Origin of the sequence: Aeromonas sp. sif2416, assembly GCF_019218665.1 — a bacterium.
GTDB lineage: Bacteria > Pseudomonadota > Gammaproteobacteria > Enterobacterales > Aeromonadaceae > Aeromonas > Aeromonas encheleia.
Map to the genome: position 1 here is coordinate 143,178 of NZ_JAHUXC010000004.1, position 17,096 is coordinate 160,273.

15 protein-coding genes are annotated in these 17,096 nt (G+C 61.6%); 9 read left to right on the plus strand and 6 right to left on the minus strand.

Annotation, left to right across the window (positions count from 1 at the left end; translation table 11 throughout):
- Window positions 1-182 precede the first annotated feature (182 nt).
- From KW821_RS09865 to KW821_RS09885, 5 genes are all read left to right on the plus strand, one after another.
- Entirely contained in the window at window positions 183-1,625 is a 1,443-nt protein-coding gene (locus KW821_RS09865) for a chitinase (protein ID WP_218291316.1), read from the plus strand.
- 250 nt (window positions 1,626-1,875) lie between these two features.
- Window positions 1,876-2,241, plus strand: a complete 366-nt coding sequence (locus KW821_RS09870; protein ID WP_218291317.1) for a VOC family protein — start codon at window positions 1,876-1,878, stop codon at window positions 2,239-2,241.
- 183 nt (window positions 2,242-2,424) lie between these two features.
- On the plus strand, window positions 2,425-2,823 hold the full coding sequence (locus KW821_RS09875) for a GFA family protein (protein ID WP_218291318.1): 399 nt from the start codon (window positions 2,425-2,427) through the stop codon (window positions 2,821-2,823).
- A 66-nt stretch (window positions 2,824-2,889) separates the two neighbouring features.
- A complete protein-coding gene (locus KW821_RS09880; protein WP_042652238.1) occupies window positions 2,890-3,099 on the plus strand; it encodes a DUF4287 domain-containing protein in 210 nt (69 codons plus the stop codon).
- Window positions 3,100-3,133: 34 nt separating this feature from the next.
- Window positions 3,134-3,733 (plus strand): histidine phosphatase family protein, encoded by a 600-nt coding sequence (locus KW821_RS09885; RefSeq protein ID WP_218291319.1) that lies wholly within the window; start codon window positions 3,134-3,136, stop codon window positions 3,731-3,733.
- 206 nt (window positions 3,734-3,939) lie between these two features.
- On the opposite strand, the gene smrB is transcribed toward KW821_RS09885, so the two are convergent.
- Window positions 3,940-4,464 carry an endonuclease SmrB gene (gene smrB / locus KW821_RS09890; RefSeq protein ID WP_042652236.1) on the minus strand — a complete coding sequence of 175 codons (525 nt, stop codon included), beginning with the start codon at window positions 4,462-4,464 and terminating at the stop codon, window positions 3,940-3,942.
- Between the two features lie 65 nt (window positions 4,465-4,529).
- On the opposite strand from smrB, the gene prmB reads away from it, so the two are divergent.
- A complete protein-coding gene (gene prmB / locus KW821_RS09895) occupies window positions 4,530-5,465 on the plus strand; it encodes a 50S ribosomal protein L3 N(5)-glutamine methyltransferase (protein ID WP_218291320.1) in 936 nt (311 codons plus the stop codon).
- Window positions 5,466-5,481: 16 nt separating this feature from the next.
- Window positions 5,482-6,570, plus strand: coding sequence for a chorismate synthase (gene aroC / locus KW821_RS09900; protein WP_042652235.1), 1,089 nt, complete (start codon window positions 5,482-5,484; stop codon window positions 6,568-6,570).
- 93 nt (window positions 6,571-6,663) lie between these two features.
- On the opposite strand, the gene KW821_RS09905 is transcribed toward aroC, so the two are convergent.
- On the minus strand, window positions 6,664-7,488 hold the full coding sequence (locus KW821_RS09905) for an ABC transporter substrate-binding protein (protein WP_218291480.1): 825 nt from the start codon (window positions 7,486-7,488) through the stop codon (window positions 6,664-6,666).
- A gap of 326 nt (window positions 7,489-7,814) precedes the next feature.
- On the opposite strand from KW821_RS09905, the gene KW821_RS09910 reads away from it, so the two are divergent.
- Window positions 7,815-9,203: a DEAD/DEAH box helicase gene (locus KW821_RS09910; RefSeq protein WP_042652233.1), complete on the plus strand. Its 1,389-nt coding sequence runs from the start codon at window positions 7,815-7,817 to the stop codon at window positions 9,201-9,203.
- A gap of 147 nt (window positions 9,204-9,350) precedes the next feature.
- Here KW821_RS09910 and KW821_RS09915 read toward each other — a convergent pair whose 3' ends face one another.
- Window positions 9,351-10,283 (minus strand): LysR family transcriptional regulator, encoded by a 933-nt coding sequence (locus KW821_RS09915; protein WP_218291321.1) that lies wholly within the window; start codon window positions 10,281-10,283, stop codon window positions 9,351-9,353.
- A gap of 526 nt (window positions 10,284-10,809) precedes the next feature.
- On the opposite strand from KW821_RS09915, the gene KW821_RS09920 reads away from it, so the two are divergent.
- A complete protein-coding gene (locus KW821_RS09920; RefSeq protein WP_218291481.1) occupies window positions 10,810-13,911 on the plus strand; it encodes an amylo-alpha-1,6-glucosidase in 3,102 nt (1,033 codons plus the stop codon).
- A 136-nt stretch (window positions 13,912-14,047) separates the two neighbouring features.
- Here the strand turns inward: KW821_RS09920 and KW821_RS09925 are convergent, their stop codons facing one another.
- The 3 genes from KW821_RS09925 to cra all read right to left on the minus strand — a co-directional run bounded on the left by KW821_RS09925 (window position 14,048) and on the right by cra (window position 16,984).
- Window positions 14,048-14,275, minus strand: a complete 228-nt coding sequence (locus KW821_RS09925; protein ID WP_218291322.1) for a DUF3955 domain-containing protein — start codon at window positions 14,273-14,275, stop codon at window positions 14,048-14,050.
- Between the two features lie 235 nt (window positions 14,276-14,510).
- Window positions 14,511-15,704, minus strand: coding sequence for an aromatic amino acid transport family protein (locus tag KW821_RS09930; protein ID WP_042652230.1), 1,194 nt, complete (start codon window positions 15,702-15,704; stop codon window positions 14,511-14,513).
- A 281-nt stretch (window positions 15,705-15,985) separates the two neighbouring features.
- Window positions 15,986-16,984 (minus strand): catabolite repressor/activator, encoded by a 999-nt coding sequence (gene cra, locus KW821_RS09935; RefSeq protein ID WP_218291323.1) that lies wholly within the window; start codon window positions 16,982-16,984, stop codon window positions 15,986-15,988.
- Window positions 16,985-17,096: the final 112 nt, after the last annotated feature.

A 17,096-nucleotide genomic window follows, 5' to 3' on the forward strand; every position in this document is an offset into this window, starting at 1 on the left:
GACTATATCCAGGTTGTTTTCGGTGGTACTCGGAAATAGGCGCCTTTATCCCCATCAGGCAGAAATACCCGCAGAGTGAAATGGCTCACATATTCGCCACCTTCTTAATTCTCGAAGTGAATTTAGTTATTGCAACGCCTATGCTCGGCCTGAACTTCACGTTGAGACAAGGATCGTTATCTATGTTCAAACTCAAGCACAGCGCCTGGCTGATCACCCTTGCCTGCGCCTTGCCAAGCCAGGGGGCCATGAATATCCAGCCCGATCCGCAAAATAGCGGGGGATATGTGATTGCCGCGCCGGATCTGCTGGCGGTGGAAAATGCCAAGACCGCCAATCCCATGTATGGCATCTGGTCCAAGGCATTGGCCACTCGTTCCAACACCATAGTGGATGCCATAGAGCCGAGGCAGGCCAGCAATCCGGATAACGTCAAGCGGGTCGAGCGGGTATTTTCCGAATCGGATTGGGACTTTCTGACCCAGATGGCAGCACCTGAATATACCTATGTGCGCTTCTTGCGGGCGGTCGGTAAATTCCCGGCCTTCTGTGGGGAATATAGCGATGGCCGCAATGCGGATGCCATCTGCAAGAAATCCATAGTGACCGCCTTTGCCCATTTCGCTCAGGAGACCGGCGGCCATATCGGCAAAAATAACAGCTCCGATAATCCGCTGGCGCTGGAGGAGTGGCAGCAGGCGCTGGTGCACGTGCGCGAAATGGGCTGGTCAGAGGGCCAGACCGGCTATACCACCGGCTGCGGTCAGAATGATTGGCAAAACAAGAAATGGCCCTGCTCCACCGGTCAGGGCTATTTTGGCCGCGGGGCGAAACAGCTCTCCTACCACTTCAATTACGGCGCCTTCTCCGAGGCCATGTTCGCGGGCGACGCCTCCGTGCTGCTCAACGATCCCGGCCGGGTCGCCGACTCCTGGCTGAACCTGGCCTCGGCCATCTGGTTCTTCCTGACGCCGCAGGCCCCCAAACCCGCCATGCTGCACGTGATCGATCGCACCTGGGTGCCCTCCCAGCGCGAGACCGCGGCGGGGATAGGCTATGGCTTTGGCACCACCATCAATGTCATCAACGGTGGCATCGAATGTGGTGAGCAGAATAAGGACAAGGGCCAGCCGGTCAACCGTATCCGGTATTGGGAAGGGCTGGCGGCACATTACCAGATCCCCATCGAGGCCGACGAGAAAAATACCTGCTGGCAGCAGACCCCCTATGGCAGCCTGAATCTGAACGGTGCCACCGATGTGCTTTATGCCAACTGGGACGGCAACTGGAAATATTATGCTGACAGGCCCGGTGGTTATTCGTTTGAATGTGAGCTGGTCGGGTTCCAGACCGCCTATTCGGCACTGGTACCGGGGGATTATGAGAAATGTGTGACCAACTTCTATGGCTCTCACGCCAATTGGCCCAAGGTGCGGGTGGTGGAAAAGCTGGATCCCACGCCGGTCGATCCCAATCCCCCCGTGGGTGATGTCCCCGCCTGGTCCGTCAGCAAGGTCTATACCGCCGGTAATAAGGTCAGCCACAAGGGCATTATTTATCAGGCGAAATGGTGGACCCAGGGAGATGATCCCACCAAGGGCGACCCCTGGGCTCAGGTCATTTAATGGCGAGGTGATTGCCCTGTGTCAGGGCATATCGATCCGACATGAATTTTGGCTAAAGTGGTTGGCCTGAATAACACAAGGGAGGCGACGTGCCTCCCTCCATTTATCCCCGAGATGGCACAATAAAGAGGCTATTTGCCGTTCGCGCTGTTTCGGCTTATTGATGATGACCGTTTATTCGATAGCGTCGCGAATCTCCATCAAGGGCCTATTTTCTTGCCAACGCGGCCTCGTCAGAAAGGGATCAGTCATGAATATCGCCATCCATTTTGAAATTCCGGTGCGGGATCTGGCGCGGGCCATCCGCTTCTATGAGGGGGTCTTCGAGATAGCGCTCGAGCGGGTGCAGATCGATGGCAACGAGATGGCGCTGTTCCCGTTGTTTGAGGGAATGGCGGGCTGCTCCGGCGCCCTGGCAAAGGGAGATAGTTATGTGCCCAGCCTAGATGGCAACCGCATCTACCTGACCGTGGCCGATATCGAGCAGGCCATGGCCAGGGTGCTGCAGCGGGGAGGGGAGAGCCTCTATCCCATCACCCGGGTGAGCGACAGCATCAGGGTGGCCGAATTCAAGGATCCCGAAGGCAACCGCATCGCCCTGCAGGAGCAGAGCTGAGCAAGGTGCATGTCCTGAGTACCTGAAGACACCCCGGAGGTAGGCCCACCGGGGCTGTGAGGGGGGATGAGGGCGCCGATACCCAGCATGGTCAGTTGCGGGATACTGGGCTGCATGCTACTCATCTGATGCTGAATGTGGCCGGCATTCCGCCGACCCGGGCCATGGATCTAGGAGCTTTATATGCAAGGAACCTGTCTGTGCGGCGGCATCGTCGTCTCGAGCGGTGAACACCGGGAGGTCAGCCTGTGCCATTGCGCCATGTGTCGGCGCTGGTCCGGGGGGCCCATGTTTGCGGTGCATGGCGGCAAGGATGTCCGCTTCAAGGGGATCACCCCGGTGGCCTACCGCTCGTCCGAGTGGGCGGAGCGCGGCTTCTGTCCGACCTGTGGTACCCATCTCTTCTACCATCTGCTGCCTACGGATGAATACATACTGCCTGCCGGCCTGTTCCAGGATCAGTCGTTCGAGCTGGCCAGCCAGATCTTCATCGACGAGAAGCCGGACTTCTACGAGCTGAAAAACGACACCCCGACCCTGACGGGTCAGCAGGTGTTCGAACAGTTCGCCCCCAAGGACTGAGGCAGAGAGCCGCTTATATAGATGAGCTGCGGCGGTTGCGCGGCGCCATGACTCGAGGAGGATAAGATGGATGAACAAGAGAAGCTGAGGGGGCCCGCCTCCTATTTCCCGGCCATCGAGCAGAAATATGGTCAGCCCATCGCCCATTGGTTGGCCCTGCTGGCGGGCCAGGAGGAGCGTAAGCACATGGCGCTGGTGGCCTGGCTCAAGAGCGAGCACGGCATGGGGCACGGTCATGCCAATGCCCTGGTGGCCCACTTCTTGGCGCAGGGTTAGCGCGGCCTGCACCGTCGATAAACGAGGAGAACGGATGGAACTGGTGGTGATCCGCCATGGGCAGACCCAGGCCAATGCCGAGAACCGCTATCTCGGCGCGCTGGACATTGGCCTTAACGACAAGGGATGGGAGCAGGTATCTGAGTTGGCGCAGGGGCTCGCGAGGGAGGCGCCGTTTACGCGGCTGCTGTCCTCTCCCTTGTTGCGGGCGAGGCAGAGTGCCGAGCAAATTTCCCGCACCTTGGCGCTGCCTGTTCAGCTTATCCCGGCCTTTCGTGAGCGGCACGTGGGGCTGTTTGAGGGACTGACACAGGGGGAGGCACGGGAGCGCTACCCCGAGCTATGGGCACGCAACATCACCCGGCGCTGGGCCGAGGCGCCCCCCGGTGGGGAATCCCTGGACGCTGTGGTAGCCAGGGTATCCCGGGGATTGACGGACTTGGTGTATGAGCATGAGGGGGAACGGGTATTGCTGGTGGCGCACGGGGTGGTGGCCAAGGTGATCCGGGCCCTCACCGGCGCAGGGTTCACCGACTTTTTCGAGTGGCAACTGCATAACGGCGGCAGGCTGGTGGTCAATCTTGTTTCTGTTCCGTCGCCGATACGATTCAGTCGCCCTGATGGGCAGGATTAGCCCTGTTTGACTAACACATCGACGCCCGAGAAGGAGTCCCATAAAGGCGCAATATGCCGTGATTGCCGAGCTGGTACGGATCTTCTTGCCGGATCACTTGGCAACAGGGCTAGGTAGCTCCACCTCGGCAAGGTCCAAGGGGATATAGAAAAAGCGCGCCCAAGGGCGCGCTTTTTTGATCTGAGGCTATGCATTCTGCCGTCGGCTTACTCTTCGATATCCAGCAGCACCAGGATGGCGCTGTCGCCGCCCCATTCGCGCGGCGCCTGATGGAAGGCGCGCACATTGGGATGCTGGGCCAGCCAGCTCGGGATCCGTTGCTTGAGGATGTGTTTGCCGATGCCGTGCATCACGGAGGCGACGTGGATGTTCTCTTTCTGACACAGGGTCAGCAAGGCGGCCAGCTCCAGTTTCGCCTGGTTCTGGTTCATGCCGTGCAGGTCCAGATAGATCTCCGGCGGGTAGCTGCCGCGCTTGAGCTTCTTCAGCTCGAATTTCGAGACGTCCTCACGCACATAACGGGTCGGGCCATCCTCGTCCAGATGGGGCTGGTACTCGTCGCTGAAAAAGTGGCCAACCCCAAGCTTTTCGCGGCTTTCACGCAGTTCGCGTTTCTGCTTGACCGGGCGCAGGTCGGCCCTTATGGTATCTTGCTTAATTTTCCGGGTACCTTTGACAGCATCACGAAACAGCAGGTTTTCCTCGTCTGTGGGTGAGGGCGTTTTTTTCATCAGGTACTCGTCTTGCTCGCTATATAGGTTTCTCGGGCCGGATATTACTCGACTTGGAGGTGGATTTGGACAAGATATTTATCGATGAGGTGGTTGCCGAGATGCACACCATCCAGGACATGTTGCGCTGGGCCATGAGTCGCTTCAACGACGCCGGGATCTTCTACGGGCATGGCAGCGACAACGCCTGGGATGAGGCCGTGCAGCTGGTACTGCCCGCGTTACATCTGCCGCCAGACGTGGATCCCGGCATGCGCCACTCCCGGCTGACCACCAGTGAGCGTCACCGCATCGCCGAGCTGATCATCCGCCGGGTGCAGGAACGGGTGCCGGCCGCCTACCTGACCAACAAGGCCTGGTATGCCGGTTGGGAGTTCTATGTGGACGAGCGGGTGCTGATCCCGCGCTCCCCCATCGCCGAGATGGTGGCCAACCGCTTCGCCCCCTTCCTCAAACATGAACCGACCCGGATCATGGATCTCTGCACCGGCTCCGGTTGCATCGCCATCATCATGGCCCACGAATTCCCGCACGCGGAAGTGGACGCCATCGACATCAGCATCGATGCGCTGAACGTGGCCGAGCGCAATATCACCGATCACGGTCTGGAGCAGCAGGTCATTCCGATCCGCTCCGATCTGATGCGGGATCTGCCGGTCGGTGACAAGTACGATCTCATCGTCTCCAACCCGCCCTACGTGGACTCCGAAGACATGTCGGACTTGCCTGAGGAGTTCCGGCACGAGCCCGAGCTGGCGCTCGCCTCCGGCTCCGATGGCCTCAAGCTCACCAAGCGCCTGCTGGCCAATGCCGCCGACTTCCTCAAGGATGACGGTGTGCTGGTGGTCGAGGTGGGCAACAGCATGATCCACCTGGAGTCCCAGTTCCCCGAGGTGCCCTTCACCTGGGTCGAGTTCGAGAACGGCGGCCACGGCGTGTTCGTGATGACCAAGGCCGAGCTGGAGCAGTACCGGGACCATTTCGCGATTTACAAGAGCTAAGCAGCAAGGAGCACCCATGGCAGGGAACAGTTTTGGCCAACTCTTTCGGGTCACCACCTTCGGCGAGAGCCACGGCCTGGCGCTGGGCGCCGTGGTCGACGGCTGCCCGCCGGGGTTGGAGATAAGCGAGGCGGATCTGCAAGTGGATCTGGACAGGCGCAAGCCCGGCACCTCCCGCTACACCACCCAGCGCCGCGAGGCGGACGAGGTGAAGATCCTGGCCGGGGTGTTCGAGGGCCGGACCACCGGCACCTCCATCGGCCTGCTGATCGAGAACCAGGATCAGCGCTCCAAGGATTACTCCGACATCAAGGACCTGTTCCGCCCGGGCCACGCCGATTACACCTACCACCAGAAGTATGGTCAGCGTGACTACCGGGGCGGCGGCCGCTCCTCGGCGCGGGAGACCGCCATGCGGGTCGCGGCGGGGGCCATCGCCAAGAAATACCTCAAGCAGATGCACGGCATCGAGATCATCGGCTTCCTCTCCCAGCTCGGCCCCATCAAGGCCGAGGCGTTCGACGCAGGGCAGATCGAGCAGAACCCCTTCTTCTTCCCCGACGCGGGCAAGCTGGAGGCGCTCGATCAGTACATGCGCGATCTGAAGAAGGAGGGCAACAGCATAGGTGCCAAGGTGCAGGTCATCGCCCGCAACGTGCCGGTGGGCCTGGGTGAGCCGGTGTTCGACCGGCTCGACGCCGACATCGCCCACGCCATGATGGGCATCAACGCGGTGAAAGGGGTCGAGATCGGCGACGGTTTCGCGGTGGTGGAGCAAAAAGGCTCTGAGCATCGCGACGAGATGACGCCGGCAGGCTTTGCCAGCAACCATGCCGGCGGCATCCTGGGCGGGATTTCGTCCGGTCAGGAGATAGTGGTGAGCATGGCGCTCAAGCCCACCTCCAGCATCACTGTGCCGGGCAAGACCATCAACACCAGCGGTGAGGCCACCGAGATGATCACCAAGGGTCGTCACGATCCCTGCGTCGGCATCCGTGCCGTGCCCATCGCCGAGGCCATGCTGGCGCTGGTGTTGATGGATCACCTGCTGCGCCACCGTGCCCAGAATCAGGGCGTGCTGACCCAGACACCCCAGTTGCGCTGATCTCGGTGCCGGGCTCTCGGCCGATCATGCTGCACGACAAAAAAAGGCGACCCCAGGGTCGCCTTTCTCATTGTGTATTGTCGCGTATTGTCATCAGAACGCGGGCTGGCCCAAGGTGTCATCATCCGGTGTCTGGCTGCCGTCGAAGCGGCAGCGGGGCGGGGCAAAGGCCTGGCTTGGCGGGGGCAGGGTGGCGATGGCGGCGTCGATGCGGGCGAGCTCGGGCTCGCTCACCGCATCCTTTGCAAACATCAGGCTGACCGGTTGCCGATGGAGCAGCAACTGGCAGCGGATGTACCGATTGGCCCCCAGCTGTGTCAGCCGATAGTTGGCGTACTGCCACTCCATGATGACGCCGTCCAGGCGCCGGGCCAGCAGCAGCTCGATCAGCCGCTCGTCCGAGTTGTATTCGGTGGCGAATCTGAGGGCCGGGCAGGCCGCCGTCAACGGGGCAGGGCGGGTGCCGCGCAGCTTGCCAAGGCGCAGTTGCGTCTGCCCGCACAGGTCGGTGAGGCGCTGGATCCCTTGCCAGCGATCCACGTGGCTCGGGATGGGGGCGTTGCTCAGCAGCACGAAGCTGGCGCGTCTATAGGGAGCCGAGAAGCGGGCAAACTGGCGCCGCTGCGGGGTCTCGAGTGCCCCCATGGCCAGATCCAGCCGCTGTTGCTCGACCAGGTGCAGGGCCCGGGCCCAGGGCAAGTTGTGAAACTGGGGGGTCAGACCCGCCTTGTGCAGGATCTGGCGCGTCAGCGCCACATCCTGCCCGGTCAGCTTGCCCCGCTCATCGATCTGGCTGAAGGGCGGCCAGGGACTCCAGGCCACCGACAGCGTCTCCTTGGCCGCCAGCGGCAGGCTCAGGGCGAGCAACAGACCCACTCCCATCGCGCGCCAGAGCGCGCCGGGGGCGCATATCCTCATCAAGCAAAACCTCCTTGTCAGACCTTCGAGGCAAGCGCCAACGGCGGCCAGGCATGGTCGTCTGGCAGAGGCTGGCGCGAGCGGGTGTTATCATCGTCGTTCCACCCAGCAGAGGCACAGTTTTCCATCCATGCTGGGAGGGACGTCACATTTTTCTCGTGTAACAGGGCCAACTCCGATAGACTGCACCTCTATTCTTTCCCCTTTGCTCTGCTCCCCGGGGAAATCGTTGTTTTCTCAATAGGCCCAGATCTTGTGAGATGGCATCGGCTCAGCAGAGGAGCCCCACCACAAATCCCCGGCGCCCCTATCCCTAGCAGGTAATTATGAGTTTTTCTTCCCTCGGTCTGGCCGAACCCTTGTTGCGTGCCGTTGCCGAGCAAGGCTACGACACCCCGTCTCCCATTCAGCTGCAAGCGATCCCCGCCGTTCTGGCTGGCCGCGACCTGATGGCGGCGGCCCAAACCGGGACCGGCAAGACCGCAGGCTTTACCCTGCCGATGCTGCAGCGTCTGATGGAGAGCAAGCGTAAGGTTTCTCCCAACCGGATCCGTGCCCTGGTACTGACCCCGACTCGTGAGCTGGCCGCCCAGGTGGGCGAGAGCGTGCGCAACTACGGCAAACATCTGCCGATGCGCAGCCACGTGGTCTTCGGTGGCGTCAGCATCAACCCGCAGATGATGGCTACCCGCCGTGGTCTGGACGTGCTGGTGGCCTGTCCGGGTCGCCTGATGGATCTCTACAACCAAGGCGCCGTGCGCTTTGACGAGGTGGAAATCCTGGTGCTGGACGAAGCGGACCGCATGCTCGATATGGGCTTCATCCGCGACATCCGCAAGATCCTGGCCCTGATGCCCAAGCAGCGTCAGAACCTGCTGTTCTCCGCGACCTTCGCCGAAGAGATCCGCGAGCTGGCCACCGGCCTGCTCAACAACCCGGCGGTGATCGAAGTGGCCCCGCGCAACAGCACCGCCGAGCGTATCGAGCAGCTGGTGCACCCCTGCGACAAGGCCAACAAGATCGGCCTGCTGAGCCATCTGGTCACCAGCAACGATTGGCAGCAGGTACTGGTGTTCACCCGTACCAAGCACATGGCCAACCGTGTCGCCGAGACCCTCGACAAGAACGGCGTCAGCGCCGCCGCCATCCACGGCAACAAGAGCCAGGGTGCCCGTACCCGTGCCCTTGCCGGTTTCAAAGATGGTAACGTCAAGGTGCTGGTCGCGACCGACATCGCCGCCCGCGGTCTGGACATCGACAAGTTGCCGCAAGTGGTCAACTTCGAGCTGCCCAACGTGGCGGAAGACTATGTGCACCGTATCGGCCGTACCGGTCGTGCCGGCGCCGCCGGTCATGCCATCTCCCTGGTGGCCGCCGATGAAGGCAAGCTGATCAAGGCCATCGAGCGTCTGACCAAGCAGAACATCAAGTGCGAGCAGGTGGCTGGCTTTGAAGCCTCCCGCGAGACCCTCGACAACATCGCCCGTGGCATAGGTGCGCCGCTGCGCAAAGAGCCGCGTGATCCGAGCGAAGAGCGCCGTGCGCCGCGTCCGCAAGGTCAGCGTCAGGGTGCCGGTCGTTCCGGCAATGCTGGCGGTGCGCGCACCGGTGGCAATGCGGGCAAGCCCAAGCCGCAAGGTGGACAGCGTCCGGCCGAGGGTGCCGCCAAGCCGGCCCAGGCCCGTCGTCCCCGTCGCGCCAGCCACAACCAGTAAAGGGTTGAGGGTTCGCCCTCATCCTCCCACCGGTTGATAGAAAAAGCCCTGCCAGATTGGCAGGGCTTTTTTGTGTCCGTCTCTTGCCGCCATCCTGGGCGCCTGGGGTGGCAGCCGAAGACGGGGAGGGCCAGCCTCTGCGCGGCGTCAGCAGGTGGCCATCAAGACGTCATGCTTGCTGACCTGCGTCTGGATCTGTTGGCACAGGGTCTGAATATGGGGCTCATCCATTTTCTCGCGAGAAATATAGATACCGATCACCCCCTTGTTATATTCCTCGTCCATGTCGAGCGGGACTATGCCGAATTGGGCGAAATAACCCGCCATGCTGCCCGGATATGGCATGACGGCATTGCTGGTATTTGCCATGTCGATGCCGGCGACCAGCGAGTTGCAGGTATAAATAATTTTGTCATTGAGCTGCATGTCGGCCTGATCTTGCTGCTTTCTTGCCAGATCCTCGACCAGATGCAGATATTGCTGCTCATCCGTGGTGATCAACAGGCTGGGGTAATTCACCAGATCCTGCTTGCCGCAAATTTTCCCCGAGAGGGGATGTCCGGCCCTGACAAAGACGGCGTCGCTGGACGTGAATAACGGAATGAAGATCAGGCTGTAATGTTTATCCAGACCATGGATCTCATGCCCCAGAAACAGGTCGATATGATTGCCCAGGAGCAGATCCAGTAGCCGCAGATGATTGCCCACCTCGATATTGATGGCACAGGATGGATTGGCCTCTCGATAGCGCAGGGTGACAGGGTGCAGCACCCGTTGCCACCAGGCATGGCCGGTGCCCACTCTCAGTGGCAGCGCCGCCCGCTCGCGAAGCAGCGCGAGCCGTCTGAGCGTCTCGTCGTAGATCCGCTGCATCACGCGGGCCTGTGTCAGCAGCAGCTCCCCGGCCGGGGTCAGCGCCACACCGCCGGCGTGCCTGATCAGCAGGGTCGTGCCCAGGCTCTCTTCGAGTTTCTTCATGTTGTGGGTCAGCGTCGGTTGGCTCAGCCCCATATGCCGGGCTGCCAGACTCAGGCTCTGGTGGGTCGCGACTTCGATGAATTGTCTTAGATGTTTGTCCACGGAGAATGGCGTCCGTTCAGGGTCAGGCGGAGCGCAACGCTAGAGCAAGCATGCCAGGCTGTCAATCGCCAGGCTGTCGCCCGAAACGGTTTTTATGTGTGGCTCTTCACGTTGTTTTCTATTCGTGTTGACCGGCAATGGCGCCATTTTAGTGCGGGCGATCACGCAATCTCATGCCCTTATAGAGCGCATCTATCTTGCCTGTCGGGTCATCTATGTTTGCTTTCAGGCATGCAGGTGTAAGCTGCGAGAGCAATTTTATTGTGTCACTCAAATAACAAAACAAATAATAAAGTAACGAAGGGAAAATATGAGAATCCATCCATTGGCTTTATCCGTGGCATTATTATGCGGCGGCGTCGTCTTGTCCGGTTGCAACGATAACAGCTCCTCCGCCAGTAATGATAATAACGTCAAACCCGAGGTGAAGGCCCCCTGGGATTTCGATCTCTACCTGGTCGGGGAATTCAGCGGCTGGGACCGCACAGACAAATTCAAGCTGCTCTTCAAGGACGGGGTCTACCGCTTGGATAACCTGAAGATGAATTCAGGCATGTCGCCCTTCAAGGTAGGGGGGCCGGAGTGGACCAAATATCCTGATTTTTCTGCCGACAGCCGCAAAGAGACCAGTATTTTCCCCGATCAGCGCTATCCCATGTATTACCAGAATAACGGCCAGAACAACCGTCTGGTCGTGACCGAAAAAGGGTTGCTGGATATCCAGGTCAAGGTGACAAATGCCGATCTGGCGGCGCCCGTCATCGAATTTTCCATGGTGCGCGATGAGCCCAACTACGGCGAAAGCCTCTATCTGAAGGGCATAGATGGCAACCTCGAGCCCGTCTTGCAGATGGTCTACCAGGGCGACAAGCGCTATGTGGTGGTCGCCAAGCTGGCCCTCGGCGAGCACAAGATAAAGATGGCTTCCGCCCAAGATGGGATAGGTTTTGGTCCCAGCGGCGCCATCTCATTGAATGAGAGCGTCAGGATGCAGCGCTGTGATAGCAGCTGCCAGCTGGCGTCCCTGTCGGTGTCACAGGCGGGATATTACAAGTTTGTCCTCGATGCGAGTCAGGATGAGCAGGCACCCTGGCTGCGGGTCAGTGCGGCGACGGACGAGGATCTTGGCATGATCAATCCCCATGAAGGGCACGAGCTTATCGAGAAGCTGGAGTACCAGACCCACAAAGCCGGGGTCAAGGAGGTGGCCACCTTCTCGGTCAAGCAGGCCGGGGCCGACTATCGCGGCTATGCCCAATCGACGACGCAGGAGCTGCGGGATCCGGGGGATAGCTTCACCACGTATCAGGAGCAGGCGGATCTGCCCCGGCTGCGCTCGGGCGACATGGTGTTTGATGCCCTGTTTGCGCTGGCGACGCACGAGATGCGGCAAAACAGCGTGGCCCAGGTCAAGGATGGCAGCTACGGCGGCGGTCAGGCGATCCCCTGCGACTGCTTCGAAACGGGGGCCAAGTGGCATTATGTCTGGACGCGGGATCTCTCCTACGCCACCGATCTGGGGCTGGGGGTCCTGGATCCGCAACGGGCGCGGAACTCCCTGCAGTTCAAGCTCTCCGACTTCAGGGCCGAGCTGAAGCAGGGCCTCGACGGCCTGATCCCGCAGGGGCGCCAGATCATCCAGGATACGGGGACGGGGGGCAGCTGGCCCATCAGCACCGACCGCATGGGCTGGGCGCTGGCGGCCGAGCAGGTGCTGGCGGCGCTGCCTGCCGGGGAGCGCAGTGCCTTCCTGCCCGAGGCGTTCGAGGGGTTGCGCAATACCATAGAGAGCGATCGCCTGGCGGCCTTCGATGAGGGCGATGGCCTCTATGTCGGGGAGCAATCCTTCCTCGACTGGCGTGATCAGACCTATGCCAAGTGGATCACCGCCGACATCGCCCACATCGGCATGAGCAAGTCTCTCTCCACCAACGTGCTCCATTATCAGGGGTTAGGGCTGGCGGCGCGTCTGGCCACCGAGCTGGGCCAGGATGAGCTGGCGACCCGCTACAGCCAGTGGGCCGGCGCGCTCAAGCAGGCCATCAATCATGGCTTCTGGCTGGCGGATGAGAAGATGTATGCCAGCCTGATCAACACCAGCACGGATCCGAGCCCGGCCTACAAGTTCGACCTGCTCGGGGAATCCCTAGCCATACTGGCGGGCATTGCCGATGAGGGCCAGGCCAGGGAGATCGTCAGCCGTTATCCCATGGGGCCTTATGGCGCGCCGGTCTACTTCCCGCAACAGCCCGATATGCCGGTCTACCATAACCGTGCCATCTGGCCCTTCGTCTCCGCCTATGGGCTGAAAGCCGCCGCCAGGGTGCAGAACGTGGCCATGGCCGATCGCCATGTCGACTCCCTGATGCGCGGGGCCGCGCTCAACCTCTCCAACATGGAGAACCTGGAGTGGCTCTCCGGTCAGCCCTCGCTGATGGATCTGACCCATCCCGATCTGACGGGTCCGGTTATCAACTCTCAACGCCAGCTCTGGTCCGTCGGCGGCTATCTCGGCATGGTGACCAGCACCCTCTTTGGCTACAACCTGGAAGAGCAGGGGATCCGAGTCTCGCCCTTCGTCACCGCCCACCTGCACAAGCTGATGGGGGCCAAGCCGGAGGCGGCGCTCAAGGGGCTGAACTACCGCGGCAAGCAGATCGAGATCAAGTTGCTGCTTCCCGAGGCCGGGGAGGAGGGCAGCTACTATCCGGTGCGGGGCATCCTGCTCAATGGCGCCCCCGTGGCTGAGCTGATCACCGAGGAGATGCTGGCTGCCAGCAACCTGATCGAGATCCAGCTGGGAGCCGGGGTGGCCGATGAGCAGGGGATCCGCCTGATCGAGGACGTGGCGCCGCTGGATGTGGAGAACCGCAAGGTGTTCGCCCCGACCGAGCCCGCCCTGCTGGGGGTCACCGAGCAAGGGGGCAAGCTGGTCGTCGCCTTGCAAGACAGCGTCAACCAAGGGGCGCTCAGCTACAACATCTATCGGGATGGCAAGCTGGTGGCCGCCGGGCTGGATGCGGCGAGGGACTGGGTCGACGAGCTGGCGCCGCAACCGGGCATGGCCTATTGCTACAGCGCGGAAGCCATCTACCCCGAGTCCGGTAACCGCTCCCATCACTCCAAGCCGGTGTGCTACCAACCCGAGCGCCAGCGCATCGCTGTCGATGCCGATGCGGTCTCCCATAGCGGCATCCTCACGGCGGCCGATGCGGCCATTCCCGTGCCCTATCTGAAGGACTGGGGCCGCCCGGAAGATACCCTGCTGGTGCGGGGTGTCACACTGGATGGCAAGCGTGCCATTCGCCTGCAATACAGCAATGCCCAGCACGCCATCAACCTGGGGGTGACCAACGGGGTGAAGCGGGTGTCCGTGCTCAGCAATGGCAAGGTGGTCGCGAGCGGCGTGGTGCAGATGCCCCACGTGATGCAGGATGGCGACCTCAAGCCGCTGCGTGACTCCACCCCCGTCATCGCCGAGGTGCCGGCGGGACAGTACGACATCCTGGTGAGTGACTTCTATAACATGAGCTATCTGAAGGCGAACGCTACCTACAACGATGCCGGCGGGCAGGGCGGATCGGTCAACCTGATCGATCTGGCCAGTATCACCGTCTCGGCTCGTTAAGTCGCCGCAAAACAGCCCCGGGCCGCTGGCTCTGGGGCTGGCTCCATGATGCTGCCCAATGAAAAAGCCCTGCCAGATTGGCAGGGCTTTTCTGTGTGTGCCGCTCGCCGGGAGTCCGGCGTGTCAGACAGCCGCCTCAGCGGGCTTGCTTATCCGCCTTCGCGCGCTGTTGTCGGCAAAACACCCTGAGCGCGCCGAAGAGGGCGAGCAGTATCCCCATGAAGATGAACAGGAAGCCGATGGGCAACAGGCCGAACGGCTCATGCAGATAACCCTGGCTATCCACGTATGAGCCGATCAGCTGGAAGCTGATGAGGGAGATCACCCCGAGTGCCGTGAACAGCGCCGCCAATTTCATCATCATATTATCTCGTGGTCTTGGAAGAGGTCCCAGCCTGTCATGGCAGAGTGAAGTGAATATGAAGTGGGGCTAAAGAGTATTTCAGCGGCAGACTGCCTGATGCATTGGTCACAGCTATGGGGCAGACCCTGCCAGCGCCAGCGCCAGCGCCAGCATCGGCCTTGTGCGAGGTGTCAGCAGGAACGAAAAAGCCCCGCCAGGTTGGCGGGGCTTCTCTTTTTCCATCCAAGGGTGAGGATCAGAGCGCTGGCAGCAGCCCCAGGCTGACGCTCACCTGGACGCCGACGATCAGTACCCCCATGGCACCGGCCAGCCCCAGGGCCAGCACGCCACCCGGGGCGCGGTAGTGGTGCGCCTCGGCCCGCTTGCGACTCTGCCACACCAGGGTCACCGGCAGCAGCACCGCCAGCACCGCCAGGGCGATGGCGGCATAGCCCAGCGCCATGATGAAGCCCTGCGGGAAGTAGAGCGCGAACAGCAGCGGCGGCACGAAGGTGATCATGCCTGTCTGGATACGGCCGCCGGCATTGTCCTTGCGGCGGGTCACCTTGGCCATGAAGTCGAACAGCCCCAGCGTCACCCCGAGGAAGGAGGTGGCCAGCGCCAGGTCTGCGAACAGGTGCATCGCCTGATTGAACGCCGGCCAGCTGACCAGGTTGCCGACGCTGGCCAGCAGGCTGTCGAGGGCCCCGCCGGTCTGGATCAGGGTCTGTTGACCGAGCAGCCCCAGGATGGCGACCTGCCACAGCACGTAGAGGATGAGCGGCAGGGCGGAGCCCCACACGAAGACCCGGCGCAGCTGCTTGGGGCAATCGCCGAGGTAGAGCATCACGCTCGGAATGGAGCCGTGGAAGCCGAACGAGGTGAAGATGACTGGCAGGCCCGCCAGCAGCAGCCCCTGGCCGAGCGGCATGGAGAGCAGGTGCTGGCCCTCGGCGCGCGGCAGCAGCAGCGCCAGCACCCCTACCATGATCACCAATTTCACGGTGAACATCAGCCGGTTGAGGTAATCCACCTGCTTGGTGCCCACGCACACCATGCCGCCAAACAGCAGGGTGAAGGCCCAGGCCGCCTGCTCCTGGCTGACGGTGGTGCCGGCATCGGCCAAGGCTTGTGCCAGCAGGCTGCTGCCGCCGCTGATGTAGGCGGAGGCGAGCGAGTAGAACAGCATCAGGATGCAGAAGGAGGCGATGCGCTTGCCCCAGGGGCCGAGCAGGTGATCCGCCAGCTGGTGCAGGTACCACTTGCCTGTGTTGAGGCTGGCCTCCACCTGCAGCATGGCGGTGAAGGCCATCAGCGCCCAGAGCCCGATCATCAAGAGCAGGGTGGCGGGGCCGCCGAGGGAGGAGGAGGCCAGCGGCAGGGCCAGCATGCCGGCGCCTATGGTGGTGCCGGCAATCAACAGGGTACAACCCAGGGTTTTGGTGTTCATGTGTCCATCCGAGATCAGAGAAAGAGTGCCAGAAGCAGAGTCAGGAGGCGCCTCCGGGGCTGAGGCCGGAGGCTAGCAATATCGGAGTGGACGCATCGTTACGAAAAACCGCTCGTTTGTAAAAGATGGTTGCCACGTTAGCGGATCAAAATAGCGGAGACAAGCCTATGACAGCAGATCTTGTACTGTGAGGTGGCAATAAGTGGAAATAAAAGATGTCAGAAAACGGGATTCTTTGGTGAAAAAGCGCGCCGACGGCGGTTGCCGCCGGCGCGGTGGGCTCAGCGGCGACGCTTGAGGGTGCGGCTTATGTAGTGCAGGCCGCAGTGGTATTCGCCGTTGATGGCCTTGAGCGCGAGGGCGAGCGCCTGGCTGGCCAGGGCGTCGTGCTGCTGGGGCAGGGAGTTGATGCCGAAGGGGAGAAAGTCGAGCAGGCGATCGTCACCGAAGGTGGCCATGGCGAGCCGGCTCATGTCGGTCACCTGCTCCAGCAGGTAGTCCAGCACCCCCTCCATCAATATGTAGGAGGTGGCGACCAGCGCCTCGGGCAGCTGACCGAGCCGCAGGTGCAGCTCCTTGATTAGCCGATAGCCCTCGATACGGGAGAAGTGCTCCCCCTCGCAGATGTGGGGCGTCAACTGTGACGCGGCAGCTTGCTGAGCCAGCGCCTGCTCGAAGCCCGCTTTCCGCTCCTGGCTGATCGTGAGGCTGGGCAGCGCTGTGATCAGTGCCACATGCCGGATGGCCGGGGTGAGCAGGGAGGCGGTGAGATCGAAGCTCGCTTTCTGGTTCTCGCTCGCCACCGTGACGAAGTGATCGGCGGCCATGGCCCGATCGATGGCCAGGATCTGGACGCCATGGGCCTGCTGCTGCAGGTAGAAGGGATCCTCCGGCGGCAGGCAGCTCGCCACCAGCAGCGCATCCACATGGCGGCTGACCAGCATCCTGGCCAGCTCCTTCTCGGTATCCGCCTCATCTTCCGAGCAGACGATCAGCAGCTGATAGCCCTGCGCCCTTGCGCCCTGCTCGAGCCGCTTGGCGAGCTTGGCATAACTGGCGTTCTCGAGATCCGGCAGGATGAACCCCAGGGTGCGGGTCTGGCCACCGCGCAGGGAGGCGGCGCGGCTGTCCGGTTGATAGTTGTGGGCATTGACCACCGTCATCACCTTGTCACGGGTGGCCTGGCTGATGCGGTATTGATCGGCCTTGCCGTTGATCACATAGCTGGCGGTGGTGCGCGAGACACCGGCGAGGGCGGCGATTTCATCCAGTTTCATCATCTTGGCTCTGTTTGAGTTGCAAGGTCCGCGACGACCCAGGTAGGGACACCGAAAAGTGTGCGCGGGATCATATCATTGAAAAGCACTCGGCGTCGGCACTTGAACAATAAGC

What these genes read in the sequence shown, in the direction of transcription:
- KW821_RS09875 (WP_218291318.1), top strand. Translation starts at nt 2,425, where the DNA reads ATGCAAGGAACCTGTCTGTGCGGCGGCATCGTCGTCTCGAGCGGTGAA.
- KW821_RS09930 (WP_042652230.1), bottom strand. Translation starts at nt 15,704, where the DNA reads ATGAACACCAAAACCCTGGGTTGTACCCTGTTGATTGCCGGCACCACC.
- KW821_RS09885 (WP_218291319.1), top strand. Translation starts at nt 3,134, where the DNA reads ATGGAACTGGTGGTGATCCGCCATGGGCAGACCCAGGCCAATGCCGAG.
- aroC (WP_042652235.1), top strand. Translation starts at nt 5,482, where the DNA reads ATGGCAGGGAACAGTTTTGGCCAACTCTTTCGGGTCACCACCTTCGGC.
- KW821_RS09910 (WP_042652233.1), top strand. Translation starts at nt 7,815, where the DNA reads ATGAGTTTTTCTTCCCTCGGTCTGGCCGAACCCTTGTTGCGTGCCGTT.
- KW821_RS09865 (WP_218291316.1), top strand. Translation starts at nt 183, where the DNA reads ATGTTCAAACTCAAGCACAGCGCCTGGCTGATCACCCTTGCCTGCGCC.
- smrB (WP_042652236.1), bottom strand. Translation starts at nt 4,464, where the DNA reads ATGAAAAAAACGCCCTCACCCACAGACGAGGAAAACCTGCTGTTTCGT.
- KW821_RS09870 (WP_218291317.1), top strand. Translation starts at nt 1,876, where the DNA reads ATGAATATCGCCATCCATTTTGAAATTCCGGTGCGGGATCTGGCGCGG.
- KW821_RS09925 (WP_218291322.1), bottom strand. Translation starts at nt 14,275, where the DNA reads ATGATGATGAAATTGGCGGCGCTGTTCACGGCACTCGGGGTGATCTCC.
- cra (WP_218291323.1), bottom strand. Translation starts at nt 16,984, where the DNA reads ATGATGAAACTGGATGAAATCGCCGCCCTCGCCGGTGTCTCGCGCACC.
- KW821_RS09880 (WP_042652238.1), top strand. Translation starts at nt 2,890, where the DNA reads ATGGATGAACAAGAGAAGCTGAGGGGGCCCGCCTCCTATTTCCCGGCC.
- KW821_RS09905 (WP_218291480.1), bottom strand. Translation starts at nt 7,488, where the DNA reads ATGAGGATATGCGCCCCCGGCGCGCTCTGGCGCGCGATGGGAGTGGGT.